Here is a 26,435-nt window from a genome sequence, read left to right on the forward strand (position 1 = left end):
CTTAAGCCGGTACCGGTAAATCATACGCGATGACGATGAGACCCGGTCCTGTATGGGAACCGATGGCAGCACCAGCGAATGTAATGAGGATTTCACTCGGATGAAAGTGGGCTTCAATCAATTGTTTGAGCATCTCGGCCCGTTCAATCGAGTCACCGTGACCGATGATGATGCGGTGTCCGTCAATCATCGGACGCGCTTCTTCCATCCATTCGACGATTCGGTTCATGACTTTTTTCTGACCACGGATCTTTTCTTTCGGGATCAATTTACCGTCTTCAACCGTCAAGAGCGGCAGAATCGATAATAATCCACCGATGAAGGCACTCGCACGGGACACACGACCACCACGCATCAGGTACTCGAGTGATTCAACCGTGAACAAGTGACGGATCGAATTCACTTTTTGTTCTGCATAGGCTTTTGTTTCGTCAAACGTATGTGTTTTCGCGAAGGCCGCGACATCAAGGACGAAGAGTCCTTGACCGGTCGATGCTGTTTTCGTATCAATGACGGCGTACGGAACATCGGGATATTGTTCGGCGAGTTCTTCTGCGAGCATCGTTGCCGTTTGATACGTCCCGGATAGATCACTTGAAAAAGCGAGATAGAGGAACGGTTCCCCTTGTTCGAAGTGCGCTTTGAAGACTTCCGCGATCCGCGTGACCTCGACTTGGAAAGTTTTTGGCGCAGCACCGTCACGCATTTTAGCATAGAGCTCTTCCGGCGAAATCGTTTCGCCGTCAAAATACGTGTCGTCTCCAATCAATACACCGAACGGCATGATTGTGATGTCATGGGCATCTAATAATTCTTGCGGTGCATCGGCACCACTATCGGTAATGAATCGTACCATTGCGTTCTCTCCTTTACTTACCTAGGGCTTTTTCGTTTCGTTCGAGCATCCGGCCCAGGTTTACACCGAATCGTTCATTTTCGACTTCATCGAGGACGGACGGGACTAAATTTGTGCCGAGTGCCATCAAAGCACGGTAAGCACGGAGTAAACAGTCTTCGACCGTAAGCGGAAGTTGAAGTAACTCCTCAAGAGAAGCCATCGTGTCCGGAATGATGACGGGATACGTGAATTTTGTTTCTTCTCCTTGCAGGGCGGCTTCATAAAAGTCGCGCACGAGTGCTGCGCGCTTGCTCCCGCTTCCGTTGACACATAAATAAATCTGAACGGCGACACCACCGCGGACACGTCGTTGCGAAATCCCGGCGAACTTTTTACCGAATATCGAAAGGTCGTAAGAGCCGGGGCAATATGAGCCGACGACTTCGCCAGCGACGATCGCATCGGTTTCGTCTCTGAACATGTGCTGCACAAGAGCGAGCATCGCTTCGTAGCCGCTGTCGATATCAATGCCGCCCCGTTCTGGTAGGACAAGCGAAATGTTCAAGACACCTGCATCGAGGACGACCGCGAGTCCGCCCGAATTTCGGACGACGGGGTGAAAACCGTGCGCATGCAAGACATCGATTCCTTCTGTTAAGTGAGGCAGACGGGCATCTTGAATTCCGAGGACGACCGTTTCATGATGCACCCAAGAACGAAGTGCCGCACCTTCTGTTGCGACGGAGGCACAAAGCGTGTCGTCCATCGCGAACGATTGGGTGGCATGAAATGTCGTTCCGAGTGACGTTTGATCAAAAATACGATATTGTTCTTGTTTTAAGAGTTCGATTCCCATTGGCTCGTTCCTTTTTTTGTAGATTTGCGACATCATTATAGCATAGACAGTGTAAACTTTATGTAAGAAGCGGATGGTCTGACAGGAACAGACTGCCCCTAAATTGAAAACAACGAAGAGAACGACCAGATGAAGGGGAGAATGACATGTATCAGTCACTAGGTCAATTAAGAGAAACTAAGGTCTTTAAAGATCCGGTTCATCGTTATATTTATGTCAGCGACCAATTGATTTGGCAACTGATTGGAACAAAGGAGTTTCAACGGCTTCGCAGGGTCAAACAACTCGGAACATCCTTTTTGACGTTTCACGGAGCGGAGCATACGCGGTTTCATCATTCGCTTGGTGTGTATGAGATTACACGCCAACTGATTGATGTCTTTAATGGGCGGGCTGACTGGGATGACCAATACCGTGAGCTGACGCTCGCCGCAGCCTTGCTTCATGACGTCGGGCACGGACCCTTTTCCCATGCCTTCGAAAATGTCTTTGGTGTCGATCACGAGGAGTGGACGGAACGGATCATTCTCGGGGATACGGAAATCAAACGAGTCCTCGATCAAGTTGGCGAAGGCTTTGCGGAAGAAGTCGCCTCCGTCATCAATAAGACGCATCCGAACCAGTTGCTCGTGACGATGATCAGTTCGCAACTCGACGTCGACCGGATGGATTACTTATTGCGCGACGCCCATTTCGCAGGTGTCAGTTACGGGAAGTTTGATCTAGAACGCATGTTGCGTGTCTTACGTCCGGCACACAATCAGATGGTCGTCAAACAATCAGGCATGCACTCGATTGAAGACTACATCATGCGTCGGTATCAGATGTACTGGCAAGTCTATCTGCACCCGGTCACACGATCGAGCGATTACTTATTAAAAGCGATTCTCGAGCGGGCGAAGGAACTGTATACCTCGGGTTATGTGTTTGACATCCATCCGGTTCATTTGATTCCGTTATTTGACCAAACGATGGCGTTGAAGAATTACCTTGCGCTTGATGAAACGATTGTTTATTTTTATTTCCAACAATGGATGGAGGAGACGGATAGTGTCCTCAGTGATTTATCGCGTCGGTTCGTCAATCGACAGTTGTTCAAATATGTCGATTACCCGCCAGAAAAACGAGAAGCAATCCATGAAAAACTTGCGGAGCTGTTTAATAAAATCGGACTCGATCCGGCGTATTACCTGTTAGAGGATAAGTTAAGTCGCCTTCCATACGATTTATATGGAGAGAACGGAGAAATCAGTAAACAGCCGATCATGCTCCAAATGAAAGATGGGCAGAAAAAAGAAATTTCACAAGTCTCTCCGCTCGTCGAAGCGATTGCAAACTCAAGACAGACGGATGAAAAGTTATTTTATCCGCAAGAAATCTTGCATGATCTGCGTGAGTTCGCGAACGAAAAGATGCAGATTGATCAACTGTTGCTCGGAGGATACTCAAATGAAACAAGTCATTGAGCAGATTTTAGAACAGGTCGGGTTGTCCGGAATTAAGACGGAAGTTTTACCCGGGGCGACCTCGTCGCTCGTCGTACGGGCGGGTGACAGTGTTATCCGGATCCATACCAACCAAAACTGGCTGCAACAAGAACAAGACCTCGTCGCGCACGAGGTTTTTGCGCTAGAGACGGCGGGGCCGCTTGCACCGCGCGTCCTCAATTATCAAGAAGCGTGGATCGGCGAGATTCCACCTTGGCTTCAGATGACGTATGTCCAAGGGGTGGTGCAGCTTACACCACTTGACGATGTGTATTTGGAACGTCTGGCACGGACGTTAGTTGCAATTCATCGTTTGCCGGTCCCGGAAACCGCGTATGTGTATAAACCCTATAGCAAAGCACGTGTCGTTCCGACCTGGGCAACCGAAACGACTGCTTGGAACTGGGCAAGCGCAACAGCACCAGCTTCCAGTGAACAGATTCGGTTCATCCATCGTGATTTCCATCCGGTTAATGTGTTATACGATTCAGGGGAAAAGTATAACGTAGTTGATTGGGTGAATGCATGTGTTGGACCGATTGAAGCAGACGTGGCGCATTGCCGGCTGAACCTTGCTTTACTCGATTCTGTCGAAATTGCGGACCGGTTTTTAAAATTTTATCAGGCGATGAGCGGGCTTACTTACGATCGGAGATGGGACTTAAATGCCGTTTTTGATTTTGGACCCGAAACAATTGCTGTTTATCCGGGGTGGGAGGCATATGGAAAGCGAAACATCAGTCAGGACAATGTTCGGAAACGCCTGGAAAACTTTGTCTTGAAAGTTTATGAAAATAACGAAAGCGGTTACTAAATGAACTTTTCCTATTGCAGTTCTGGCGAATGTTGATTATTCTAGTACTTGGGACAGAGATTAAACGTCAGACATCGTACTTATGTACAACTGATAAACAACTAATAGATTGAGGGGTACTTCATGAAATATTTAATCGCGTTACTCGGACTGGTCGTCGTTTTTGGACTAGCTCTACTCGTCAGCAGCAATCGTAAAAGCATCAAATTGAAACCGCTTGCGGTCATGCTAGTGCTTCAGTTCATTCTCGGATTCATTTTACTGAACACATCGTTTGGTTATATTGTTATCCAAGCTGTCGCAAAAGTGTTTGAAAAACTTCTGGGTTACGCAGCGATCGGGATCAACTTCGTCTTCGGTGGACTTGCGAATGAAGGGGCACAACCGTTCTTCATCAATGTCCTCTTACCAATCGTCTTCATCTCAGCGTTGATCGGGATTTTGCAGTTCACGAAGATTCTTCCCCTCTTAATGCGTGGAATCGGGTTCGTCTTATCGAAGATTAACGGGATGGGACGACTTGAGTCGTACAATGCCGTTGCCTCAGCAGCGATCGGACAATCTGAAGTATTCATCACAGTCAAAAAACAAATCGGTAAATTACCGCCAAACCGTCTCTATACATTGTGTGCGTCGGCGATGTCGACCGTTTCAATGTCAATCGTCGGTGCTTACATGACAATGGTTGAACCAAAGTATGTCGTTACGGCCATCGTCTTGAACCTGTTTGGTGGATTCATGATTGTTTCAATCATCAACCCGTACACAGTCGATCCAAACGAAGATATCTTGGAAATCGTCGAAGAGAAACAAACGTTTTTCGAGATGCTCGGCGAATACATCTTGGATGGATTTAAAGTCGCGATCATCGTCGGTGCGATGTTGATCGGATACAACGCATTGATTGGGATGGTCAACGACATCTTCTTGATGGTTCTCGGTATCTCGTTCCAAGAAATTCTCGGCTACATTTTTGCACCATTCGCTTTCATCATGGGTGTTCCATGGGCAGAAGCCGTCAGTGCTGGTAGCATCATGGCAACGAAATTGATCACGAACGAATTCGTCGCGATGCTCAGTCTTCCTGAGTACACGAAAGAATTCTCAGAGCGGACACTCGGAATCGTATCGGTCTTCTTGATTTCATTCGCGAACTTCTCGTCAATCGGGATCATCGCGGGTGCAGTTAAAGGACTCGACGATCGCCAAGGCAGTGTTGCTGCGAGCTTCGGTCTTAAATTATTGTACGGTGCGACGCTTGTCAGTGTTCTGACAGCAATCGTCGTCAGTGTCATCATCTAATGAGAACTTAAAATACCCGCTGACATCGTTGTCGGCGGGTATTTTAGATTGTGGAAAAAGTCGATATTGGGAACTGCAAGCGTCTTTATTCGTTGCTTTCCTCGGGCGAGGCGCAAGCCGTTGCTCCTTGATCCTCACGGAAAATGAGCAGGGTCTTGCCTGCCTCTGAAAGTGCGTTAAAAACGCACTTTTTCCCGTAGGAGTCAACGAACCGTGACGCTTTTTAGGGAATACCATGTAGGAAATCAGGGAAGACGGTTTAGAGTGCAATTCGTCTCGATATCGCATGTTCACGCTTCATAAGAGTTTGTCTACCGCTGACATCGTTGTCGGCGGGTATTTTTGATTGTGGAAAAAGAAATTGTAGGTCAGACAAGCGTCATCTATTTTTGTTGCTCTCCCTAAGCTTACCTGGAAAGCGAGGATGTCGGAAACATCCGCCACAAGAATTGATTTGGTTAGATGCATCTTGGTTTGCGGAGAAGGGGATGGTGGAATTGGTTAATACATCATTTTAGCGACTTTCGAGAAAGGGAGATGCTGAACGTGCTATTTATGTTGATCGTTAAAGGATCAAAGCGTGCAGAAGCGGGTGAGCGTCCAAGTCCTGAGCTCATCGAAGCGATGTCCGAGTACAATCAAGCGTTACGCGATGCAGGGGTACATGTGATGGCGAAAGGACTCCATCCGAGCTCGAACGGGATGCGCTTTTCTTATCGTGGACCTGGAGATCGACCGATCGTTACGGAAGGACCATTCATGCAAACAGAGGAATTGATTGCTGGATTTATTTTGATCGATGTCGCGTCACGAAAAGAAGCAATCGACTGGGCACTACGGATGCCGGATCCGCAAGGGCACGGTGAAGGGGAAATTGAACTACGACAAGTGTTTGATTGAAAGTAAGCAGACTAAAACATGACGATGAATCCAGCATGCCTGACGGCGCACTGGATTCATCGTCATGTTGATTTTTGAAATCATTGATGGGAAGCAATCCCCACGCGCTTACGACTGAAGAGGTGTTCGTTATAGGCTTCAAAAGCAAAACGGGCGACGTTGCGGCGAGGAATCGGTCCTGTCTCCTGTGTGAAGCGGGGTGCTTCAATTAAGAGATCATTGATTTCATCGTCTTCCGTCAATTGAGTCGGACAGATGACAGTGAAGTCAACGTCAGCATCCTTTAATGTCAAATAAGCTTTCAAATGATCTTCAGCAGCAGTCGTCGAGCGTCTGCGCGATTCGTTTGACTGGAAGCGGTACTTCCCGGGTTCTTCTGAGGCATCGAGAATGCCAGCCGTCCCGATGAAGATGATCCGTTCGATCTGTTGTTCCTTCATTTTCGTGACGAGATGGGGAATCGCTGTTGAAAGAACATGTTGCTGATCCGTACCAAGACAACTGAAGACGGCAGATGAACCTTGAATGACGTTCTCTAAATCTGTTACTTCCGTTGCATCTCCTTGAATGATCGTCAATTGCGGGTGCTCCGGTAACATGTGATCGGACGAGCGGACGAGCGCACGGACATTGTGACCGGCTTGTAACAATAAATCGAGCAGGGGGCGCCCTGTCCGTCCCGTTGCCCCTAAAAGGCTAAGCGTTGCCATCATAATTCATCCTCTCTCGTTCATGGTGTTATAGGTATAAGAAAGAAGGATGGTCGAGCAACACGCATCGTCCATCCTTTTTTAGTTCCTTATTTATCGGCAAACATGACGCCTGCTTGTCCATAGTCCGTCTTTTCCATTTCTTCGATGAAGACGGTAATGTTTTCTTTTGGAGCATTGACTGTTTCTGAGACAGCTTCTGTTACTTTTTCGATCAGTGCACGTTTTTGTTCGACAGTCCGTCCTGAAAGCATTTTAACGGTAACGTAAGGCATAAATCGTTCCTCCTAAAAACATAATGGCAATACGCCCTCAGTATACCGTATGGAGCAGGGGAGCCGTCAAACAGCGACATCGAAACACGAAAAGACGGGTATAAGACAGGAGTGGGGGCATGTAAAAGAGAAGTAGTCGAGAGGAAAACTTAGGATGAAGAGGTGACACCAATGGAAATGGAATCTGTTATACGAAAAAAGATTCATACATTGCTTATTTTCGACCGGGCATTACCAGAGGACACGACGTATCCACTATCGGGGACGAAGGGTTTGGAAGTCGCAGAAGTCATTTTTGATGAAAGCATTCCGTTTGGTCGACTTGTGACGGATAAAGAATTAGCAGCACTCGTCGGTACGCCGGAAGCGAAACGGTATGGAATGGTGACGTTACTTGAAGAGGATGACCGCTTTAAGCCCTTGTTCCAAAATCGGAAGTTACCGCCTGAGATTGAAACAGAAGTCGAGGAGCGTGTCCGGGAGCTTGCTAAACAACTGCGGGCGATTCGGTCTCGTTGCTCGTCGCTTGAACGCGTGATTTTGTTTGGTCGTGCGGCACAGACACTTTACGACCGGGCATTGACACGCTTGGAAGAATCAAATCCACCTGTGCATGAAGAATTGACCTCACTTGAATGTCTCCGTCTGCCGACGATTCGGCGTGTGACGAAAGAACAGCTGGAACAAGTGAAACGCTAAGCAGGACTTGCGTCAGCAGTTGAATGCGGTATGATAGAGGCAACAGCTGTAAAAGGGGTCGAGTAAAGATGGAAAAGAAGATTAACTTCAATATCATTTCAGATAATTCAACAGACGGACATGGTGGATTTGGCGTCGGGACACTCAGTTTGAACAGTATGTCACCGGTCATCATCTCGCCAGAGGACGGCGAAGCATACATCGATATGGGTGCCATGCATGCGAAAGCAGCGATTGAGAAGCGGATTAAGTTCACGACGGATCGAGCGGACGCACCGAATGGGAAACTGTACTGGATCGTTTGGGTCACGGTAGGACGTAAGCCAGAAGGGTTTTATTATGGAGGCGTCGCAGCATGCGATTTATTAGTCGACGTCGAAGCACGGCGCGGGTTTAAAATCTTAGCTGATCACGTCAATAAGATGGACAAGTCACTCAAGGGACGCATCGTCGTCGATCAGATGGACGATACGTCAAAAGGACTGCTTCGTGAATTCCTGATGACACATAAACCGGAAATGTGGGCGAACGCAGAGCCTGAGTTACATGATGCACTCGCATAACTAAAAAAATCGCCGTCTCCTAGGAGGCGGCGATTTTTTATCATGATTTTAAAGTGATGACAACGATTTCCGGACGATTGAACAACCGAAACGGGAAGAGACTGTTGCCAAGACCGCGACTGACGATGAGTTGTGTCGTATCCACTGTATATTGACCGCCCGTCCGTTTCGGGAAAAATCCTTGTCCAGGTGCATACAAGCCATCTGTGAAGGGAAGTCGGATTTGACCGCCGTGAGCATGACCGGACAGAACGAGATCGATTTGCCGCTCCGCATAGAGCGATACATATTCCGGACGATGGGCGAGTAAGAGTTGAAACGTCGATCGATCGACAGCTTCTTGTGCGGAGGCGAGGCTTTTCCGAGTTCCGTCAGACTCTTGGAGACCTTCGCTCCAGCGTGTCGTCGTTGGGTCGTCGATGCCGAGTAGAGCGATGTTTGCACCGTTATATTCGAGCGGGACTGCCGTATTCCGTAAGATTTGTACACCAATCGCTTCGAGTTTCGGTAAAAGGGTCAAGTTGCGACGAACTTCATGGTTTCCTGTGACGAAATAGACGGGATAGTCCGCAGTCAATTGTTTCATCAAAGTCAGCGCAGCGGCTTCTCCGTTTCGGCGAGAGTCGATTAAATCCCCGGTCATCACGATGAGGTCAGGCTGTGCTTGAGTAATTTTTTTGAGTAGCTTCGTTTGTTTTGGATCGAAGGATTTCCCATGTAAGTCAGCGATTTGGACGACTGTATAGCCATCGAATGCTTTTGGCAGTCGTTCTGTTTCAATCGTGATTGCGGTCGTTTCAATCACATTATTTTCTTGATATAAAAACCAACCGCCTAAGACAAGAACCCCTAATGAAACGAACCAGCGTTTTCTGACGCGCAAGACCTCACTCCTCTCTTCACTAAGCATACCAAAAAGGCACCTCAGTCCGCATTGCGGAAGAGGTGCCTGACATGATTATGCTTCTTTCTTTAAATCATCAGATGCTTTCTTTTCTTCAGGTTCGTTATACAAATCAATGAACAAGGCGATGACCATCATCCCGACAACGAAGATGAACGGGAAGGCGGCTAAAATCGCGGCAGCTTGGAGAGCACTCAGCCCACCGGCATAAAGTAAAACAGCTGCGATTGAAGACTGGATGACACCCCATGTCAATTTGATTCGAAGACTTGGCATCAAGCTACCGCCTGAAGAGAGCATTCCGAGTACGTACGTTGCTGAGTCAGCTGACGTAATGAAGAATGTCGTAATCAAGAAGACAGCTACGATACTAAGAATCGTACCAAGTGTACCAAATGTCTCGAACAAGGCGAACATACCTGTTTCGACACCTTTATCGTTAACTGTATCAATTAAGTTTACGCTGTTGAAAAGTTCGTTCCAGATTGCTGATCCACCGAAGACAGAGAACCAGAGCAGTCCGAAAATTGTTGGGACGAGCAAGATACCGAGAACGAATTCACGAATCGTCCGTCCTTTTGAAACACGTGCGATGAACGTACCGACGAATGGTGACCAAGAAATCCACCATGCCCAGTAGAAGATCGTCCAGCCGTTAATCCATGAACGTTCGTCCGGATTGAAGGCTGAGGCACGGAAACTCATGATCGGCAGGTTTTGTAAATAGGCACCTGTTGTTTGAACGAATAAATCCATGATGAAACTGAATGGTCCGAGGAACAAGACGCCGACCATCAAGAGCGCCGCGAGAACAAGGTTCGCGTGGCTGAGGCGTACAATTCCTTTGTCGAGACCAGAAGCAGCACTAATCATATAAAGGACTGAAACAACAAGGATGATCAGGAGCTGGGTCATGAACGAGTTTGGAATACCTCCAACGAGGAAATGTAAACCGCCCGAGATTTGCTGGGCGCCAAGTCCAAGTGAAGTGGCAACACCGAATGCTGTTGCGACGATCGCGAGAACTTCAACTGTCCCTTTACCTGCAGCTTCATATTTCGGTTTCATAAGCGAAGCGACAGTATCGCCGATTGTTGCAGGACGTCCTTTACGGAATGTCGAGTAAGCGATTGCTAAAGCGACGATTGCATAAAGTGCCCATGGGTGAAGTCCCCAGTGGAAGAATGAATAGCGCATCGCAAGACGTGCTGCTTCAGTCGGGTCACTCGTCGCAACCGGTGGTGTATGGAAGTGTGTCAATGGCTCTGAAACACCCCAGAAGACAAGTCCAATCCCCATACCGGCGCTAAAGAGCATCGCGAACCAAGAAATCAGGTTATATTCAGGGCGATCAGAGTCTTTTCCGAGTCGGATAGAACCGAAACGCGAGAAGACGAGGAAGATTGCAACTAATAAAAAGACGCTCATACCGAATAAGTAGAGCCAGCCGAAGCCATTTGTAACAAAGTTTTGTGCGACTGCTGTTACGTTGCCAAGATTTGCGGCACCAATGAGTGATTCAGGTAAGATTCCCCATATGGTAAAGAGCACACAGAAAATGACGGATACAATAAAGACTTTCGTGATCTTGCTTTTTCGATTATTTTCCATCGTGGTCAACACCTTCTTTCGAATTTTACATGTCTGTTTTGTTTCGTGTTGTAAATACTGAAAAATTGCTATACAACGATTAGTAATACCCGTAACTTCAAAAACAAAACCTTATCACGCAAGTTACTACCGTAACAAACTTATAGTAAGGATGGCAAATGCTGTGGGTAATGAAAGATGGGGATTTCTAGAAAAAAAGGGTGGTAAAGTCGTTTGAACTGGCTTTGCGTAGCGATTTTTGAAAAAAATGAAAAAATCTAATTTTTCTTTTGTTTCTCTAGTATTTCCCGAAAAGATTGATTTGTAACATTTAATATCAAGCAGAATAGCAGACGGGTGATTTCAGATTTGCTATCGTTGTGAAATAATCAACCACAGTCACTGGAGGAATGAAACGATGAGTCACGAACAAACCAAACAAGAGATTTTAGCCGCCTTTCAATCACGTCATGCGACGAAAGCATTTGATCCTTCAAAAAAGATCATACCAGCAGACTTCGCATTTATTTTAGAAACCGCGCGTCTCTCCCCAAGTTCATTTGGTTATGAGCCTTGGAACATGCTCGTCATCCAAAATGAAGCATTGCGTGAAGAACTTCGTACCGTCTCATGGGGTGCCCAAGGACAATTGCCGACAGCGAGCCATTATGTCATTTTCCTTGCACGGACAGGTGCGCAAATGCAACCAGATGGCCCGCATGTCACGCACATGATGGACGCACTCGGTTTGTCGGACGAGGCAAAACAAGGGCGGACGACGCGGTATGGTCTTTTCCTCGAAGAAGACTTTAAAATCGGGAATAATGAAAAAGCGATGGAAGACTGGTCAGCGAAACAGGCCTATATCGCGCTCGGAAACATGATGTCGACGGCAGCACAAATCGGAATCGATTCATGTCCGATTGAAGGATTTGATCAAGAGGCGATTGAAAAAATCTTAGTCGACCATGATTTACTCGACCGGACTGTATTTACGGTTCCTGTCATGGTAGCGTTCGGTTACCGGGCGGATGAACCGAAACGTGCGAAACAACGCCGTGACTTGGATGAAATCGTCACTTTCGTCGAGTAAACACTAAGATAGTTTTTTTCGAATTATATAGAAGTTTCTTTCAAAATTCGGTATACTCGCATTTGTATGATTAAGAAGCGCCGTAAACGCCACTCGCATACGAACAACTTTTGTCTTGAGAAAGAAAGGGGTTCTATCGCAAATGGAACAAAAATTAAAGTTATGGTTCACGGAACACCAAACGGAAGATTACGGTATCACATTCCGTGTCAACCACGTTTATGAGAGCGAACAAACGGAGTTTCAACGCCTAGAGATGGTTGAGACGGACGAGTTCGGTACAATGTTGTTACTTGACGGGATGGTCATGACAACGGACAGAGATGAGTTCGTGTATCACGAAATGGTCGCACACGTCCCATTGTTCACACACCCGAACCCGAAATCGGTTCTCGTCGTAGGTGGGGGAGACGGCGGAGTCATCCGTGAAGTCTTAAAACACCCATCGGTCGAAAAAGCAGTTCTCGTCGAAATTGATGGCAAGGTCATCGAGTACTCGAAGAAATACCTTCCGAACATCGCAGGTGGTTTAGACGACGCACGCGTCGAAGTCATCGTGGGTGACGGATTCATGCATATCGCAGAAGCAGTCAACGAATACGATGTCATCATGGTTGATTCGACAGAGCCGGTCGGTCCTGCTGTCAACCTGTTCACAAAAGGATTCTACTCTGGAATCTCGAAAGCATTAAAAGAAGACGGTATTTTCGTCGCACAATCGGACAACCCATGGTTTACACCAGATTTGATCCGTGATGTACAACGTGACGTCAAAGAAATCTTCCCGATCACAAAACTCTACATTGCGAACGTTCCGACGTATCCGAGCGGTCTGTGGACATTTACGATTGGATCGAAAAAACATGATCCACTCGCTGTCGCACCAGAGCGTTTCCATGAAATCGAAACGAAGTACTATACACCAGAACTTCACACGGCAGCATTCGCGTTGCCGAAGTTCGTCAAAGATTTAACGATTTAATTTCAAAGTGGGAGTGTTCCGTTTTCAGGGACACTCCTTTCTATGACTGGAGGAATAGAAATGCGTTTTGATGAAGCATATTCAGGTAAAGTCTTTATCGCGAGTCAGTCGACTCACGAAGATGCAAAAGGTGTGTTATACGGCATGCCGATGGACTGGACGGTCAGCTTCCGCCCGGGATCACGTTTTGGTCCGGCGCGGATCCGTGAAGTATCACTTGGTCTCGAAGAATATAGTCCCTATTTAGACGGCGATATCGCCGATGCGAAATTGTTTGACGCGGGTGACATTCCGTTGCCGTTCGGCAATGCCCAAAAGTCGCTCGACATGATTGAAGCGTACGTCGATTCGTTACTGACGGCAGGTAAGTTCCCGCTCGGTATGGGGGGCGAACACCTCGTCACGTGGCCGGTCGTTAAAGCCTTTGATAAACACTACGATGATTTCGTCGTCTTACATTTTGACGCACATACGGATTTACGCGATTCGTATGAAGGCGAGCCATTGTCGCACTCGACACCGCTCAAAAAAATCGCCAACTTGATTGGACCGGAAAACTGCTATTCGTTCGGCATCCGTTCAGGGATGAAAGAAGAATTCGAGTGGGCGAAGACGTCCGGTTACAACTTATTTAAGTACGAAATCGTTGAACCGTTAAAGGCTGTTTTGCCGAAGCTTGCCGGTAAAAAAGTTTACGTGACGATTGATATCGACGTCCTCGATCCGTCTGCTGCACCAGGAACAGGTACACAGGAAATCGGTGGTGTGACAACAAAAGAGTTACTTGAAGTCGTCCACATGATTTCACGCGCTGACGTCGATGTCATCGGAGCCGATCTCGTTGAAGTCTGCCCGGCATATGATCAGTCTGACATGACAGCGATTGCCGCTGCGAAAGTCTTACGTGAAATGATGATTGGTTTCATTAAGTAAATTTGTCTGAAATGATTGCGGGATATGTAAAAAAGTAGCGTACAAGGGGTTGTCCTTGTACGCTACTTTTTTCAGACTGTAGACAATGTGCTGTTGGGAGATAAAGCGTCTTTTTTCGTTGCTTTCCTCGGGCGAGGCGCAAGCCGCTGCTCCTTGGATCCTAGCGGACAATGAGCAGGGTCTTGCCTGCCTCTGCAAGTGTGTTAAAAACGCACTTTTTCCCGTAGGAGTCAACGAAACGTGACGCTTTTTAGGTAACATCGTGACGGAAAGCCGGGCATGTAGATGGTTTAGAGCGCAATCCGTCTCGAATCTACATTCGGACGTTACAAATGCTTAGCAAAGGGTAGTGTAATTATATAGACGCCTGCCTGTTTTTTTACAACATCCCGAAAGATTGCCGCTTGAATCATATGATCGATAAACCGATTCATGTGGTGCTGAAAAACATGATGCGTCTAAAAAGACATAGGATGGGCAGTACATTTCTTCATTTGTACAGTCTGTCAGTTTCGGTTAAAGAAGGTGGGGTGAATGGAATACGGTAGTGAGATGCTGGCGACTCCGAAACAGGATAGCGTACAACTGTTACTCTCAGCACATCGGAATATTTACAAAGTACTGCAGATTAGTTTAAATTCAAGATGTCACCGCGAATGAAATATTTTTTTCTAGAATGAAAGGTTGGCTTGAGAAGCGAAATACATTATGACACGAGAGGTGGAAAAAATGATGAAGAAATTCATATCGTTCGTTACCGCTGCATTTTTGTTTGCACTATTCGTGCTACCGGTAGGTGCAGCAGATGACGCAATGGTGCGTGTAATTCACGCTTCACCAGATGCTCCGGCAGTTGATATTGCCGTCGATGGCGAAACAGCTGTCTCAGGAGCGGAATTCAAAGCTGTCACAGATTATCTCACTCTTCCGGCAGGAGAACATAAAGTTGAAGTCTTCGCTGCAGGAACAACAGAAGATCCTGTACTTTCTCAAACACTCAACATTGAAGCCGGAAAATTTTACTCAGTCGCGGCAATCGGTAAATTAGCAGATATTGAACTCGCTGTCATGGAAGACAATGGTCAAGGCGAAGACGGAAAATCAATGGTTCGTGTCGCGCACTTTGCACCGGACGCACCAGCTGTTGATGTCGCTCCTAAAGGTGGAGACGCACTCTTCAGTGACCTTGAATTCTCGAAAGTCTCAGACTATGGAACACTCGATGCCGGCACGTATGATCTTGAAGTACGACCAGCGGGCGCGATGGATGTTGTCAAAGCACTCGACGGTGTTAAATTAGATAGCGGTAAAAACTATACAGCGCTTGCAATCGGTCTTCTTGAAGGAGAACCAGCGTTTGATGTGCTCTTGATTCCAGATGGCGGTGAAATGGCTGCGATGCCAGACACAGGACTTGGTGGATCAGCAGACACATCTTCAATGGCAACGACTTGGGCACTTGTAGCACTTGCAGGAGCGGCCCTAGTTGGAACAAGTTATGTCATTCGTCGTAAACAAAACGCGTAACAGTTTCTTTCTGATCTTTCTCATTCTCGCTGGATGTGGAGGAACAGAAGAATCTGTTCCTCCTTCGAAGCCAGTCGAGCAAGCGACACCTGCAATCGAGCAAGCAACACCTGAACCTGTACAAAAAAGTCGTGAAACGGCTAGTTTTATCCCGACGACGCTATCGATTGATGCGATTGACGTGAAAGCGAAGGTCGAAATCGTGGGTAAAGACAAGCAAGGGCGGATGGATGTTCCGAAAAAAACCAATCAAGTGGGTTGGTACCGATACGGCGCGGAGACGAACCAAACCGGAAATGTCATCCTCGCAGGTCATTTAGATGATACGGAAGGTCCCGCTGTATTTTACGACTTAGCAAAGATGAAACAAGGACAACGAATCGAGTTACGATCAAAAACAGGGCAGACGATATCTTACGTGGTGACAAACGTAACCTCCTATCCTGTAGATGAAGCACCCGTTGGTTCGATTTTTGGAGCAACGGTCGCAAAACGCCTGACGTTGATTTCGTGTATCGGAACGTTCACGAAATCAAAAGGGTACGATGAACGGTTAGTCGTAACAGCCGATCAAGTGGAAGAGTAACAAGCAATACGGAATCAAAAAAAGACCAATCCGTCATGGATTGGTCTTTTTTTAGATGAAGCTCAACCAGAACAAATCAGAAAAACTTACGCGTTCGACTCCGATGCTGCGACAAGATTCGTTGTCAAAGCCGAGAGACCTTGTGTCGTTTGGCTGATTCCTTGAATCGTCTGAACGATTTGGCCTAAGTCATTCTTATTGCGCCCGAACATCTCCAAGTAGTTCTCCATCTCTTTTTTCACTGTGTGAATGCCGCTCTTCACCTGTTGGAGCTCAGTCCGTGAAGCGGAGTTCGAACGTGTGATGTCTTCCATCTGTGAAACGAGCTCTGTGATATTTCCATTGTTCTTTTGAATCAACGTGTTGATGCTGCTACTTAAGTGTTTCGCATTTTCAGCGAGGTTGCGGACTTCGATTGCGACGACAGAGAATCCTTTTCCATGCTCACCGGCACGTGCTGCTTCGATTGAGGCGTTTAAAGCTAAGAGATTCGTTTGGTTCGCGATGTCTTCGATACCTTGTGTCATCTTGACGATTTCGTCAGATGTCGTTTTTAACTGTTGGATGCTTGTTAATGATGTATTGACTTGACCCGTCGATTGGACGAATTGTTGTTCCATTTTGTCCATCTGTGCTTCATTTTCTGATGTCAAGCCAACGAGATTGCGACTTGTTTTCTCGGTCTGATCCGTCTCGGATAAGATTTGTGTCGCCCGTTGACTCGTTTCAAGAATGGCCCCTTCTGTTTGTTCGACCGTACTCGCGACCTCCTGGCTGACACGAACGACGTCTTGCAGAAGTCGTGTGCGTGCTTCATTGGCTGCACCTACTTCTTCCAGTCGTGCGTCGACATACTGACTTGTAACGATTTGCGCATCCAAGTTCATCGCATGAGTCAACGCGAGGATTGCTGTTGCAAGTTGCTCCGGATCTTCCTGGAAATGCTCGACGACTTTAGGAATCAGTAAGGTGTTGAATGCTGCGTAAGAAGCGATGAACCACGTAACAGGGACGAAATTCCGGTTATGCGTTTTACCCATTCGTTTTCGCATCGCAAGAAACTTCTCGTCCATGTTTCCGGTCAAGAGGCTACCGAAATAGTCGGCAAATACTTTTTTCAGGCGTTGACGTGTCGAAGCATTTTCAGCAATCTGCACCATTTCCGGGTGGAGAAGGAGATGATCGAGTACTTGTTCGAGGACTTCATCTAATACAGAATTGACGACAGGAGCCATCGCTTTTAACGTTTGCAATTGTTCTTCAGTGTAGCCCATATATTCAAGGCGTCCTGCTAAAGTGGGATCACTTGTTTTTGTAATGAATTTTTTATCGGGAAATCCGATTTTTGCCTGATAGGTTGAGCTTGATGATTTAGTTTTAAATGGGTTGCGCACAGTAAGCCTCCGATTTTCTTCAAATTAAGAATGTAATAGTCTTATTCTTTATCGGTTGCTAAAGGAAAAAACAGTATCTTTTTTAGAAGGAAACTCTCTAGAAGTTAAAAAATATTGACCTTAAACGAAAAAAGCTCATGATCCGGGATCATGAGCGGAAGCGTGTTCGATCGTACATCATGTATTTTTAAAGAGAAAGTGAAAGAAAGTTAGACCGGTTGATCTTCTTGAAAGGCTTGTTTTGCATCATTGAGTGCCCGCATCCGGCTAACGCACGATTGAATGAACTGGATATCAATCGAACTAAACCGCGTGACGGGGCCTTTGGCTGATTCGGCACTAAATGTGAAGGTTCCGAGATTCCAAAGTTCGATTTTAAATCGTTTTCCTTTGTTGTCGTCGAAGTGTTGTACGAATTCGATTTTCGGTACCATACGAACCCCTCCTTGTTAGTCCATTCCCCTTTTTCCGCAATTAAAAAAGCCAAACTGTGCGTTAGCAACAGTTTGACTTGAGAAAATTAAGCGGGCGCGACGTCATAGCCGATTTCTTCGATGGCTTCGACGAGACGTTCTTGTGTGACATCCTCATGGACGACAGTGACTGAATTGTCAGGGAGCGAAACAGTCGCCGTTGTGACGCCTTCCAGTTCATTCAGTGCCGATTCGACACTTGCTTTACAGTGGTTACATGTCATACCGATGACGTTTAAAGTCGTTTCTTTCATGAGTGAGTTCCTCCTTTAGTGAGTGGGGTACGTTTTAAGCGTAACGCATTCGTGACGACGGAAACAGAGCTAAATGCCATCGCTGCTCCGGCGAGCCACGGAGCGAGCAGTCCGAGAAAAGCAACGGGGATCCCGATCGTATTATAGGCGAGTGCGAAAAAGAGATTTTGGCGAATGTTCTTCATCGTCTGTTCACTCAACCGAATCGCCGTCGCGACTTGTTGTAAATCGTGTCCAAGCAGTGTGACGTCAGCTGCTTCTAAGGCGACATCCGTCCCGCTACCAAGAGCGATTCCGACGTCAGCCGTCGCAAGCGCTGGCGCATCGTTAATTCCGTCACCAACCATGGCGACGCGGTGCCCCGCATCTTGAAGGGCTTTGATGTGATCGGCTTTTTCGATGGGTAAGACATCTGCAAACACATGGTCTGTTGGAATACCGAGTTCCGTCGCTAGATTGAGGGCAACGTCTTTTCGGTCACCCGTCAAGAGATAGACTGCTTTTGTCTGTTGAATTTGAGTGATGACGTGTTTCGTCGTCGGCTTCAGTTCATCTCGAATCTCATAACCGGCTTCAACGTGCCCGTCGACGGCGACATAGACGAATGTCGCGCCGGCAGAAGACCAGTCCGGGACATCGAACTGTTGATCCCGCATCATTCGTTCAGAACCAACCAGGATGTTGCGACCGAGAATCATCCCGCTGACACCACGACCGGCATCGACTTGAAACTGTTCGATATCGAACACGACATCACGTTCTTCCGTGATGGCATGCGCGAGCGGATGCTCTGATTTTTTTTCGATGGCTGCTGCGAAGTCGAGTGCTTGTTCGTTCCCGAACGTCTCGACGACGACAGGGCGTCCGACGGTTAGTGTACCTGTTTTATCGAAAACGACGGCATCGACATGTTGTAACGATTCAAGCTGGGCACCGCCTTTAAAAAGCACACCATGCTCAGCACCTTTACCCGTTCCGACCATAATCGATGTCGGGGTCGCGAGTCCTAATGCACAGGGACAAGCAATGACGAGAACAGCGATTGCAGGACGAATTGCTTCAGCGAATGAGCCGGTCGTCAACCACCAGGCACCAAGTGTGATGAGGGCGATGGCGACGACGATTGGCACGAAGATGCCGGAAATCCGGTCGGCTTGTCGTTGGATTGGCGCTTTTTCTGTCTGCGCTTGTTCAACGACGCGGATGATGTTCGCAAGCATCGTCTCCTGACCGACTTTCGTTGCTTCAATCAACAAATTCCCATTCGTATTCAAAGTTCCACCAATGACGGTATCATCGGCACCTTTATGCGCAGGAAGCGGTTCACCGGTCAGCATCGATTCATCGAGATAGGCATCACCGGATAAAATCATCCCGTCCATCGGAATTTTCTGTCCCGGTTTGACGACGATCTGCATGCCTGGTTGAATCTGATCAATCGCGACAGTTCGTTCCGTGCCATTGTCGAGGACGACGGCATCCGTTGCCTGCAGGGACAAGAGACTTTTGATTGCACCGGTTGTTTGTTGTTTTGCCCGATCTTCGAGTACTTTACCGAGAAGGACGAGCGTAATTAAGATGGCACTTGTTTCAAAATAAAGGTTCGGCATTGCCGGATGGATGAGCATTTCTGCGACCGAATAAAAGTAAGCGGCTGACGTCCCGAGTGCGACGAGGACATCCATGTTGGCACTACCGCTCCGGAGACTCTTATAGGCACCAACATAGAACGGCGCCCCGATAATGAATTGAACGGGTGTAGCCAGTGCGAACTGGAGCCACGGATTCATCAGGAACGTCAGATGGACCGGACTATTTGGAATGTGCGACACCATACTGAGTAAGAGCGGTAACGACAACAAGGCGGCGATGAAAAAACGATAGAGCATCCGCCGATCTTGCACTGTTTCATGAGGGGCCGACTTAATGGTCGCGCCATAACCAACCTTCTTGATTTTATCAATGATTGCTTGTTCATCGAGTTCGTCGGGGACTGCAATCCGCGCCGTCTCGAGTGGTAAGTTGACCGTCGCATCGACACCGTCCATCCGGTTCAGGACTTTTTCGATTCGTGCTGAACAGGCAGCACATGTCATGCCTTCAATGTTCAATTCGATTGTTTTTGACATACGTATACCTCCTTACTTTTTGAGTCGGGCGATGACGGACATCAGTTCGTCGACATAAAGATCTGTGTCTTTCTGTCCGGTTGCGGCATCATGCATACACATCTTGACATGACGTTCGATGACTTGCAGTTCGACTTGACGAAGAGCGGCTTGAATCGATGCCGTCTGTGTCAAAATATCGATACAATACCGATCTTCGGCGACCATGTTGGCGATACCACGGACTTGCCCTTCGATACGCTTCAAACGTTTAGTCAATGCGTCCTGCTCTTCAGAAGAGCGGGGGACGAGTGGATGATCGTGTTGCATAGGAACACCTCTTTCTGTTGGTGGTTGATGTCTACACTATATCATATAGGGGTAGGGGGTACCAGTATGTTGGTTTGCAGGAATAAAAAAATACGCCACCCGAACGGGATGGCGTATTTAGACTGTAGACAACGTGCTATCGGGAGATCAAGCGTCTTTTTTCGTTGCTTTCCTCGGGCGAGGCGCAAGCCGTTGCTCCTTAGTCCTCACGGACAATGAGCAGGGTCTTGCCTGCCTCTGAACGTGCGTTAAAAACGCACTTTTTCCCGTAGGAGTCAACGAAACGTGACGCTTTTTAGGTAATACCATAAGGGAAAGCCAGGCATGCAGACGGTTTAGAGCGCACTCCGTCTCGATGTCGCATGTTCACGCTTCATAAGTGTTCGTCTACACGCTGAATACGCCACCCGAATGGACTGGTGTATTCAGTCGGGCCTTATTGATTAGACACTTGAGGTTTGATGATTTGTTCGTTGCGCGAACGACCACTGATGATGTCTTCCGCTTGCGTCGCTCGTTTGATGAAGAACGAAAGGATGAACGCAACACCCGCAATGAACGTCGAAATGAGGAAGGCGTAATTGATGCCGTCCAGTGTCGCCTGCATCATGATTTGTTGTTTCAACGCAGCAGCAGCCTCTGCTGTCGGTTGACTCGTCATGTTTTTAGCGGCCTCTTCGGCAAGTTCCGTCCCACGTGTCTTCGCATGCGTCGACATGATCGTAACGAGTAATGCCGTTCCGATGGCGCCGGATACTTGCTGCAACGTATTGTTCATTGCCGTTCCGTGCGGATAGTAGCGCGTCGGTAACTGGTTTAAGCCGTTTGTCGAGACGGGCATCATGACCATTGACATCCCGAACATCCGGAGTGAATACAAGATGATTAAGTGTGTATACGTCGTGTCCATCTTCAGTTGACTGAAGAAGTAACTCGTGACGACAGTGATGAAGAGACCAGTGATTGCGAGTGGGCGTCCGCCAATCTTATCGAACAACTTCCCGTTGATCGGTGACATGACTGCCATGAGGATGGCTCCCGGTAGTAACATCAACCCTGCATCGAGTGGAGAAATGCCACGGATATTTTGGACGTAGATCGGTAATAGCAGCATCCCGGAGAACATCGCCACCGTGACGACGATTGAAATGGCAGATGAGAGAGCGAACATCGGATACTGATAAATTTTGAAGTTCAACATCGGACGCTCCATCCGTAACTGACGCAGGATGAAAGAAACGAGCGCAATCACACCGATTGTCAGCGCGATTGTGACGTGTGGGCTGTCCCACCCTTTAGAACCGGCAGAACTAAATCCGTACAGGAGTCCACCGAAACCGAATGAGGATAAAACAACTGACATGAAGTCGAGTTTAGCATCCGACCGTTCTTTGACGTCACGGAGTAAGACGATTCCGGCAACGAGAACGACTAAAGCGATCGGCGTGATGAAGTGGAACAACATCCGCCAATCATAGTGTTCGATGATCCAGCCTGACAAAGTCGGTCCGATTGCGGGTGCACCCATCATAATGAGCCCGAAGAAGCCCATCGCCGTCCCGCGTTTTTCAATCGGGAAACTGACGAGCATGACGTTCATCAAGAGCGGCATCATGATTGCTGAACCAGAAGCCTGAATCATTCGTCCTGCCAACAGGACGGGGAATTCACTTGCGAACCCGGCAAGGATTGTACCGAGTGAGAATAATGTCATCGCGAGGATGAATAGACGACGAACAGAAAATTTTTGAATCAGAAAAGCAGATGTCGGAATTAAAATCCCGTTGACGAGCATGAAACCAGTCGACAGCCACTGGACGGTCGATGTTTCGATGTTGAGATCCTTCATGATCGAAGGAAGGGCGATGTTAAGTAACGTGTTATTTAAAAAAGCGATGAAGGCTCCAATCATCAATACGGAAAGGATACCGTAGGGGGGACGATTAGAAGCAGTTTTTTTGTGTTGCATGATTTTCCTCCTTAATGAACTGACGGTACACATTTCTATACGGTCGTTATATCTGTTGTATATCTTAATCTGATTTCAAGATAAATACAAACATTAATAACTAAGAAAGGTAATTTTATTTTTAATGAAGAACGAATGGCTCTGAAGCTTGTTGAAAGTAAAAAAACACCCGACTCTAAAAAAGAGTAGGATGTTTTTGTAAACCGTCAGTAGTGATGAAAGGTCTCAGCCGACATGTGTGTTGAGGGCATCATTTGTAATGTCATAATGAGCTGCGGACCAAGTCGCACGTCCTTTTTCGATGAAGATGACTTGTGGTGATTCATGACGAACATTGTAATGTTCGGCGATGTGATTCGACAGCGTCCGTGCTTCTTGGACGAGCAAGTAGGCAGTCGGTACTGACGTCGCGTCAGCAAATTTCGTGTATTCAGAAAAACCGGCGGCACTGATTGGGCAGGTCGTACTGTGTTTACAAATCACGAACGAGTCGTGTTCGGAAACGAATTGATCAAAGTCAGAAATCGATTGCAGTTTTCTAAGTTGTGGCATAGTATCATCCTCCATACGTCCGTAGACGTTCGCTTAACTTTAGATTTTCCCTGTAATCGACCGGACAGTCAATCAAAACAGGTCCGTCACTGTTTTGAGCCTGTTCGAGACAGTTCGAGAGACTGCCGTGTTCTCCGACACGAAGTCCGAGTGCACCGAAAGCCGTCGCGAGTTCGACGAGATCAGGGTTATCGAATTCTGTAAACGGTGCCCGGCCATAAGCCTGCTGTTGTTTCCATTCAATCAATCCGTATGTGCCATCACGCCAAATGACGACAGTGATGGGGAGTTTCAAACGAACTGCTGTCTCGAGGTCTTGACCATTCATTAAGAATGCACCATCACCAGAAGCACAGAGTACCCGACGCTCCGGGTGCAGCAGTTTTGCAGCAATCGCGCTCGACAGACCATAGCCCATCGAAGAAAAGCCGTTGGAGATGAATAATTGATTAGGACGCGTCGTTTGGAAATGACGACCGAGCCAAACTTTATGGGCCCCGACGTCTGAGAACAACATGCCGTCCTCACCCGTCGCCGTCTCGAGGGCACGAACGATACTTTGAGGGTGGAGGGGCAATGCCATCGAATACGTTGCTTGAATTTCTTGTCGCAACTTATCACGGTCCGCCTGCCAACCTTCCCAGGCCCGCGTCGGAATCGCTTCTGCTAACAGACGTAACGAATCAGACAGCGGACCAACCAAGTTCGCAACGACAGGATAATACTGGTCAATCTCATGCCGGTTCGTGTCGATGTGGATGACAGGTGTCCGGTCCGGATTCCACTTCGAAGGCGGCAACTCGGTAATATCGTAACCGATGGCGATGATGAGATCGCTTTGGTCAAGAATCCGTTGATTGTAGTCGGTATTCGGTAAACCGATTGTATGGGCGGCGAGCGCATGTTGCGAGGAGATGACCCCTTTACCCATCATCGTCTCGACAACAGGTGCTCCAAGCTTTTCAACGAACGTTCGGAACACAGCGGTCGCTTCGCTCCGGTTGATTCCAAATCCGGCAATCACGACGGGCCGTTCCGCTTGTTCGATTTGTTTTAAGACCGCGCTGTCTTTGACGGATGTCGGGTGTAACGTATCCGGTTCACTGTCGCGTAAAAGTGGTGTCTTGGCATCGACATCTGCCTTTGCAATATCTTCCGGAAAAGAAATATGTGTCGCACCCGGCTTATCACAACAAGACTGGGCGAACGCTTGACGCACGATTTCCGGGATGACTTCTCCTGAGACGACCGATGTACTCGACTTCGTGATTGGTCGGTACATCTCGACTAAATCGAACATTTGATGGGATGCCTTGTGCTGGCGCCATGTCGCTCCTTGTCCCGTAATCGCGACAACAGGCGAGTGGTCCATCGTTGCACTTGCGATGCCCGTCATCATGTTCGTCGCACCTGGTCCGAGCGTCGATAAGCAAACACCGGCACGACCGCTTAAGCGACCGAACATCGCTGCCATGAAAGCAGCATTTGTTTCATGGCGTGTCGTGACGAACGTAATATCCGATTCACTGATGGCGTCGAGTAACGTAATGTTTTCTTCTCCCGGGACGCCAAAGATGTGCGTGACCCCTTCTGCTTCGAGGCAGGCGACGAACCGTTCTGCCGCATTCATGCGTCCATTCCTCCAATCGAAACATATTTGGTTTCAAGGTACGCTTCGAGACCTTCCGATCCACCTTCGCGTCCGATTCCTGACTGCTTCATACCGCCGAATGGTGCTTGTGCGGCAGAGGGAACACCATCATTCCAACCGACGATGCCGTAGTTCAATTGTTCAATCGTCCGCATCGCGCGGGCATAGTTATTCGTAAAGACGTAAGATGCAAGACCGAACGGCGTTTGGTTTGCATAACGGATGGCTTCTTCGTCAGAGCTGACACGTTGAACGGGAGCAACGGGACCGAATGTTTCTTCATTCATGATTAACATTTGCGGTGTGACATCGGCGAGGACCGTTGCTTCATAATAGTAGACATCTTTTTCTTCATCTGTCGTTCCAGTTCCACCTGTGACGACACGGGCACCGGCTGACGTCGCATTGTCGACGTGTTTTTTGACTTTGTCATAACCGGCTTGATTGATCATCGGACCGATGTTCGTTGTTTCGTCGAGTCCGTTCCCGGTCTTGAGCTTCGCTGTCGCTTCGCCCAGTTTTTCGACGAACGTATCATAGATTGAATCGGAGACGTAGATCCGGTTCCCGCAGACGCACGTTTGTCCACCATTACGGAATTTCGACTTGATCGTTTCCGCGACGGCGAGATCAAGGTCACAGTCGTCAAAAACAAGAATCGGAGCGTGTCCGCCGAGTTCGAGTGACATCGCTTTGATCGTCTCAGCACCTTGGGCCATCAATGTCCGACCCACTTCTGTTGAGCCTGTAAATGTGATTTTGTCGATATGCGGATGCGTTGCGAGCGATTCCCCAAGCTCTTTACCGCTTCCTGTGACGGCATTGACGACGCCATCCGGTATCCCGACTTCCTGACAAAGTTCAAGCAGGCGAAGGGCAGTCAGTGGTGTCGCAGTAGGTGGCTTCAGGATAAACGTACAGCCTGCAACGAGTGCCGGTGCCATTTTCCGTGTAATCATCGCAGCCGGGAAATTCCAGGGTGTGATGGCAGCGACGACACCGACCGGTTGTGTGATGACATGAAGCCGTTTGTTCGTATCGTGCGAGGGGATAATGCGTCCATACGCACGTTTTCCTTCTTCAGCGAACCACTTGACGAAGTTTGCCGCATACTGGACCTCACCTTCAGATTCTGCGAGCGGTTTCCCCATTTCAAGTGTCATCAAGCGGGCGAGTTCATCTTTTTTCTCAATCATCTTCGCGTAAAGCTTCTCAAGCAGTTCCGCCCGTTCATAGACACTTCGTTTCGACCAAGCCGGAAACGCCTCGCGTGCCGCTTCGACGGCGTCATTGACATCCGATTTCGTTCCGTTCGGGACACTCCCGACGACTTCCCCGGTTGCGGGATTTTTGACGTCCGTCCGTTCACGATTATGATCAAGCCACTTTCCATCAATCAAAAATTGTCCGTCCATCTTACAAAATCCCCCTTTTTTATTTGCATTGTTAAGAATATACCCGAACGAGGAAAAAAAGATTCATCTTTCGACAGAACTTCATGCAAAAGGCTAGAAATCGACCGATAAAGAGTGTAGGATAATTCAGTAACTGTAATGTATGCATGACTGAAATATTGTTAACAAACGTCATCACTTTGAAGTGCCGGAAACAGACCGGGAACGTTGACATTGCATATGTATTTGAT

General features: G+C 47.8%; 26 protein-coding genes. 11 read left to right on the forward strand and 15 right to left on the reverse strand.

Translation table 11 applies throughout. The features are described from left to right. Window position 1: 1 nt before the first annotated feature. Both AC0VYQ_RS01410 and lipL read right to left on the reverse strand, forming a co-directional pair. The gene (locus tag AC0VYQ_RS01410) at window positions 2-856 is read right to left on the reverse strand and encodes a DegV family protein (protein ID WP_475404048.1); all 855 of its coding nucleotides are present in this window, start codon (window positions 854-856) and stop codon (window positions 2-4) included. A 13-nt stretch (window positions 857-869) separates the two neighbouring features. Next, complete coding sequence (gene lipL / locus AC0VYQ_RS01415) at window positions 870-1,694, reverse strand: octanoyl-[GcvH]:protein N-octanoyltransferase (protein ID WP_475404049.1); 825 nt, start codon at window positions 1,692-1,694, stop codon at window positions 870-872. Between the two features lie 146 nt (window positions 1,695-1,840). Here lipL and AC0VYQ_RS01420 point away from each other — a divergent pair, with 146 nt between their 5' ends. The 4 genes from AC0VYQ_RS01420 (at window position 1,841) to AC0VYQ_RS01435 (ending at window position 6,197) form a co-directional block, all read left to right on the forward strand. Next, on the forward strand, window positions 1,841-3,160 hold the full coding sequence (locus tag AC0VYQ_RS01420) for an HD domain-containing protein (RefSeq protein WP_475404050.1): 1,320 nt from the start codon (window positions 1,841-1,843) through the stop codon (window positions 3,158-3,160). Next, a complete protein-coding gene (locus AC0VYQ_RS01425) occupies window positions 3,144-3,995 on the forward strand; it encodes an aminoglycoside phosphotransferase family protein (protein ID WP_475404051.1) in 852 nt (283 codons plus the stop codon). Before AC0VYQ_RS01420 ends, AC0VYQ_RS01425 begins: the two co-directional genes overlap by 17 nt. A gap of 123 nt (window positions 3,996-4,118) precedes the next feature. Next, window positions 4,119-5,297: a NupC/NupG family nucleoside CNT transporter gene (locus tag AC0VYQ_RS01430; RefSeq protein WP_475404052.1), complete on the forward strand. Its 1,179-nt coding sequence runs from the start codon at window positions 4,119-4,121 to the stop codon at window positions 5,295-5,297. Between the two features lie 555 nt (window positions 5,298-5,852). Further along, window positions 5,853-6,197, forward strand: coding sequence for a YciI family protein (locus AC0VYQ_RS01435; protein ID WP_475404730.1), 345 nt, complete (start codon window positions 5,853-5,855; stop codon window positions 6,195-6,197). An 80-nt stretch (window positions 6,198-6,277) separates the two neighbouring features. On the opposite strand, the gene AC0VYQ_RS01440 is transcribed toward AC0VYQ_RS01435, so the two are convergent. Beyond that, the gene (locus AC0VYQ_RS01440; protein ID WP_475404053.1) at window positions 6,278-6,907 is read right to left on the reverse strand and encodes an NAD(P)-dependent oxidoreductase; all 630 of its coding nucleotides are present in this window, start codon (window positions 6,905-6,907) and stop codon (window positions 6,278-6,280) included. Between the two features lie 89 nt (window positions 6,908-6,996). Next, a complete protein-coding gene (locus tag AC0VYQ_RS01445; RefSeq protein ID WP_029332386.1) occupies window positions 6,997-7,182 on the reverse strand; it encodes a 2-hydroxymuconate tautomerase in 186 nt (61 codons plus the stop codon). A 171-nt stretch (window positions 7,183-7,353) separates the two neighbouring features. Here AC0VYQ_RS01445 and AC0VYQ_RS01450 point away from each other — a divergent pair, with 171 nt between their 5' ends. Beyond that, a complete protein-coding gene (locus tag AC0VYQ_RS01450) occupies window positions 7,354-7,881 on the forward strand; it encodes a hypothetical protein (protein ID WP_214767698.1) in 528 nt (175 codons plus the stop codon). Window positions 7,882-7,949: 68 nt separating this feature from the next. Then, window positions 7,950-8,444 carry a YwhD family protein gene (locus tag AC0VYQ_RS01455; protein ID WP_029332388.1) on the forward strand — a complete coding sequence of 165 codons (495 nt, stop codon included), beginning with the start codon at window positions 7,950-7,952 and terminating at the stop codon, window positions 8,442-8,444. A 40-nt stretch (window positions 8,445-8,484) separates the two neighbouring features. Here the strand turns inward: AC0VYQ_RS01455 and AC0VYQ_RS01460 are convergent, their stop codons facing one another. Continuing rightward, window positions 8,485-9,327, reverse strand: coding sequence for a metallophosphoesterase (locus tag AC0VYQ_RS01460; RefSeq protein ID WP_475404054.1), 843 nt, complete (start codon window positions 9,325-9,327; stop codon window positions 8,485-8,487). A gap of 75 nt (window positions 9,328-9,402) precedes the next feature. After that, window positions 9,403-10,959 carry a BCCT family transporter gene (locus AC0VYQ_RS01465; protein ID WP_475404055.1) on the reverse strand — a complete coding sequence of 519 codons (1,557 nt, stop codon included), beginning with the start codon at window positions 10,957-10,959 and terminating at the stop codon, window positions 9,403-9,405. A gap of 397 nt (window positions 10,960-11,356) precedes the next feature. Between AC0VYQ_RS01465 and AC0VYQ_RS01470 the strand changes: the two genes are divergently transcribed. From AC0VYQ_RS01470 to AC0VYQ_RS01490, 5 genes are all read left to right on the forward strand, one after another. Next, window positions 11,357-12,031 (forward strand): NAD(P)H-dependent oxidoreductase, encoded by a 675-nt coding sequence (locus tag AC0VYQ_RS01470; protein WP_475404056.1) that lies wholly within the window; start codon window positions 11,357-11,359, stop codon window positions 12,029-12,031. A gap of 142 nt (window positions 12,032-12,173) precedes the next feature. Next, window positions 12,174-13,013: a polyamine aminopropyltransferase gene (gene speE / locus AC0VYQ_RS01475; RefSeq protein WP_014969274.1), complete on the forward strand. Its 840-nt coding sequence runs from the start codon at window positions 12,174-12,176 to the stop codon at window positions 13,011-13,013. Between the two features lie 60 nt (window positions 13,014-13,073). Next, window positions 13,074-13,946 carry an agmatinase gene (gene speB / locus AC0VYQ_RS01480; RefSeq protein WP_475404057.1) on the forward strand — a complete coding sequence of 291 codons (873 nt, stop codon included), beginning with the start codon at window positions 13,074-13,076 and terminating at the stop codon, window positions 13,944-13,946. Between the two features lie 732 nt (window positions 13,947-14,678). Then, window positions 14,679-15,473, forward strand: coding sequence for a DUF4397 domain-containing protein (locus AC0VYQ_RS01485; protein ID WP_214808798.1), 795 nt, complete (start codon window positions 14,679-14,681; stop codon window positions 15,471-15,473). Further along, window positions 15,433-16,059: a class F sortase gene (locus tag AC0VYQ_RS01490; RefSeq protein WP_475404058.1), complete on the forward strand. Its 627-nt coding sequence runs from the start codon at window positions 15,433-15,435 to the stop codon at window positions 16,057-16,059. The genes AC0VYQ_RS01485 and AC0VYQ_RS01490 overlap by 41 nt, the downstream gene beginning before the upstream one ends. 86 nt (window positions 16,060-16,145) lie before the next feature. Here the strand turns inward: AC0VYQ_RS01490 and AC0VYQ_RS01495 are convergent, their stop codons facing one another. The 9 genes from AC0VYQ_RS01495 to AC0VYQ_RS01535 form a co-directional block, all read right to left on the reverse strand. Beyond that, a complete protein-coding gene (locus tag AC0VYQ_RS01495; RefSeq protein WP_475404059.1) occupies window positions 16,146-17,453 on the reverse strand; it encodes a protoglobin domain-containing protein in 1,308 nt (435 codons plus the stop codon). 209 nt (window positions 17,454-17,662) lie between these two features. Next, window positions 17,663-17,887 (reverse strand): hypothetical protein, encoded by a 225-nt coding sequence (locus AC0VYQ_RS01500; RefSeq protein WP_029332396.1) that lies wholly within the window; start codon window positions 17,885-17,887, stop codon window positions 17,663-17,665. An 86-nt stretch (window positions 17,888-17,973) separates the two neighbouring features. After that, window positions 17,974-18,180: a cation transporter gene (locus tag AC0VYQ_RS01505; protein ID WP_214894049.1), complete on the reverse strand. Its 207-nt coding sequence runs from the start codon at window positions 18,178-18,180 to the stop codon at window positions 17,974-17,976. Continuing rightward, window positions 18,177-20,309 carry a heavy metal translocating P-type ATPase gene (locus tag AC0VYQ_RS01510; RefSeq protein WP_475404060.1) on the reverse strand — a complete coding sequence of 711 codons (2,133 nt, stop codon included), beginning with the start codon at window positions 20,307-20,309 and terminating at the stop codon, window positions 18,177-18,179. Before AC0VYQ_RS01510 ends, AC0VYQ_RS01505 begins: the two co-directional genes overlap by 4 nt. Window positions 20,310-20,321: 12 nt before the next feature. Beyond that, complete coding sequence (locus AC0VYQ_RS01515) at window positions 20,322-20,618, reverse strand: metal-sensitive transcriptional regulator (RefSeq protein WP_088836108.1); 297 nt, start codon at window positions 20,616-20,618, stop codon at window positions 20,322-20,324. Window positions 20,619-21,054: 436 nt separating this feature from the next. After that, window positions 21,055-22,587, reverse strand: coding sequence for a DHA2 family efflux MFS transporter permease subunit (locus tag AC0VYQ_RS01520; RefSeq protein ID WP_088836109.1), 1,533 nt, complete (start codon window positions 22,585-22,587; stop codon window positions 21,055-21,057). A gap of 225 nt (window positions 22,588-22,812) precedes the next feature. Beyond that, window positions 22,813-23,139, reverse strand: coding sequence for a bacillithiol system redox-active protein YtxJ (gene ytxJ / locus AC0VYQ_RS01525; RefSeq protein ID WP_029332401.1), 327 nt, complete (start codon window positions 23,137-23,139; stop codon window positions 22,813-22,815). A 4-nt stretch (window positions 23,140-23,143) separates the two neighbouring features. Beyond that, window positions 23,144-24,769, reverse strand: a complete 1,626-nt coding sequence (locus AC0VYQ_RS01530; RefSeq protein ID WP_214802826.1) for an acetolactate synthase large subunit — start codon at window positions 24,767-24,769, stop codon at window positions 23,144-23,146. After that, window positions 24,766-26,205, reverse strand: coding sequence for an NAD-dependent succinate-semialdehyde dehydrogenase (locus AC0VYQ_RS01535; protein WP_214802829.1), 1,440 nt, complete (start codon window positions 26,203-26,205; stop codon window positions 24,766-24,768). The genes AC0VYQ_RS01530 and AC0VYQ_RS01535 overlap by 4 nt, the downstream gene beginning before the upstream one ends. Window positions 26,206-26,435: the final 230 nt, after the last annotated feature.

This window comes from Exiguobacterium sp. QJM3NY_9, assembly GCF_056173545.1.

Bases quoted from the DNA above. Each gene is read 5' to 3' on its own strand.
- lipL (WP_475404049.1), bottom strand. From the start codon at position 1,694: ATGGGAATCGAACTCTTAAAACAAGAACAATATCGTATTTTTGATCAA.
- AC0VYQ_RS01435 (WP_475404730.1), top strand. From the start codon at position 5,853: ATGTTGATCGTTAAAGGATCAAAGCGTGCAGAAGCGGGTGAGCGTCCA.
- AC0VYQ_RS01470 (WP_475404056.1), top strand. From the start codon at position 11,357: ATGAGTCACGAACAAACCAAACAAGAGATTTTAGCCGCCTTTCAATCA.
- AC0VYQ_RS01535 (WP_214802829.1), bottom strand. From the start codon at position 26,205: ATGGACGGACAATTTTTGATTGATGGAAAGTGGCTTGATCATAATCGT.
- speE (WP_014969274.1), top strand. From the start codon at position 12,174: ATGGAACAAAAATTAAAGTTATGGTTCACGGAACACCAAACGGAAGAT.
- speB (WP_475404057.1), top strand. From the start codon at position 13,074: ATGCGTTTTGATGAAGCATATTCAGGTAAAGTCTTTATCGCGAGTCAG.
- AC0VYQ_RS01420 (WP_475404050.1), top strand. From the start codon at position 1,841: ATGTATCAGTCACTAGGTCAATTAAGAGAAACTAAGGTCTTTAAAGAT.
- AC0VYQ_RS01505 (WP_214894049.1), bottom strand. From the start codon at position 18,180: ATGAAAGAAACGACTTTAAACGTCATCGGTATGACATGTAACCACTGT.
- AC0VYQ_RS01455 (WP_029332388.1), top strand. From the start codon at position 7,950: ATGGAAAAGAAGATTAACTTCAATATCATTTCAGATAATTCAACAGAC.
- AC0VYQ_RS01450 (WP_214767698.1), top strand. From the start codon at position 7,354: ATGGAAATGGAATCTGTTATACGAAAAAAGATTCATACATTGCTTATT.
- AC0VYQ_RS01410 (WP_475404048.1), bottom strand. From the start codon at position 856: ATGGTACGATTCATTACCGATAGTGGTGCCGATGCACCGCAAGAATTA.
- AC0VYQ_RS01530 (WP_214802826.1), bottom strand. From the start codon at position 24,769: ATGAATGCGGCAGAACGGTTCGTCGCCTGCCTCGAAGCAGAAGGGGTC.
- AC0VYQ_RS01520 (WP_088836109.1), bottom strand. From the start codon at position 22,587: ATGCAACACAAAAAAACTGCTTCTAATCGTCCCCCCTACGGTATCCTT.
- ytxJ (WP_029332401.1), bottom strand. From the start codon at position 23,139: ATGCCACAACTTAGAAAACTGCAATCGATTTCTGACTTTGATCAATTC.
- AC0VYQ_RS01430 (WP_475404052.1), top strand. From the start codon at position 4,119: ATGAAATATTTAATCGCGTTACTCGGACTGGTCGTCGTTTTTGGACTA.
- AC0VYQ_RS01465 (WP_475404055.1), bottom strand. From the start codon at position 10,959: ATGGAAAATAATCGAAAAAGCAAGATCACGAAAGTCTTTATTGTATCC.
- AC0VYQ_RS01510 (WP_475404060.1), bottom strand. From the start codon at position 20,309: ATGTCAAAAACAATCGAATTGAACATTGAAGGCATGACATGTGCTGCC.
- AC0VYQ_RS01440 (WP_475404053.1), bottom strand. From the start codon at position 6,907: ATGGCAACGCTTAGCCTTTTAGGGGCAACGGGACGGACAGGGCGCCCC.
- AC0VYQ_RS01425 (WP_475404051.1), top strand. From the start codon at position 3,144: ATGAAACAAGTCATTGAGCAGATTTTAGAACAGGTCGGGTTGTCCGGA.
- AC0VYQ_RS01515 (WP_088836108.1), bottom strand. From the start codon at position 20,618: ATGCAACACGATCATCCACTCGTCCCCCGCTCTTCTGAAGAGCAGGAC.
- AC0VYQ_RS01500 (WP_029332396.1), bottom strand. From the start codon at position 17,887: ATGGTACCGAAAATCGAATTCGTACAACACTTCGACGACAACAAAGGA.
- AC0VYQ_RS01445 (WP_029332386.1), bottom strand. From the start codon at position 7,182: ATGCCTTACGTTACCGTTAAAATGCTTTCAGGACGGACTGTCGAACAA.
- AC0VYQ_RS01485 (WP_214808798.1), top strand. From the start codon at position 14,679: ATGAAGAAATTCATATCGTTCGTTACCGCTGCATTTTTGTTTGCACTA.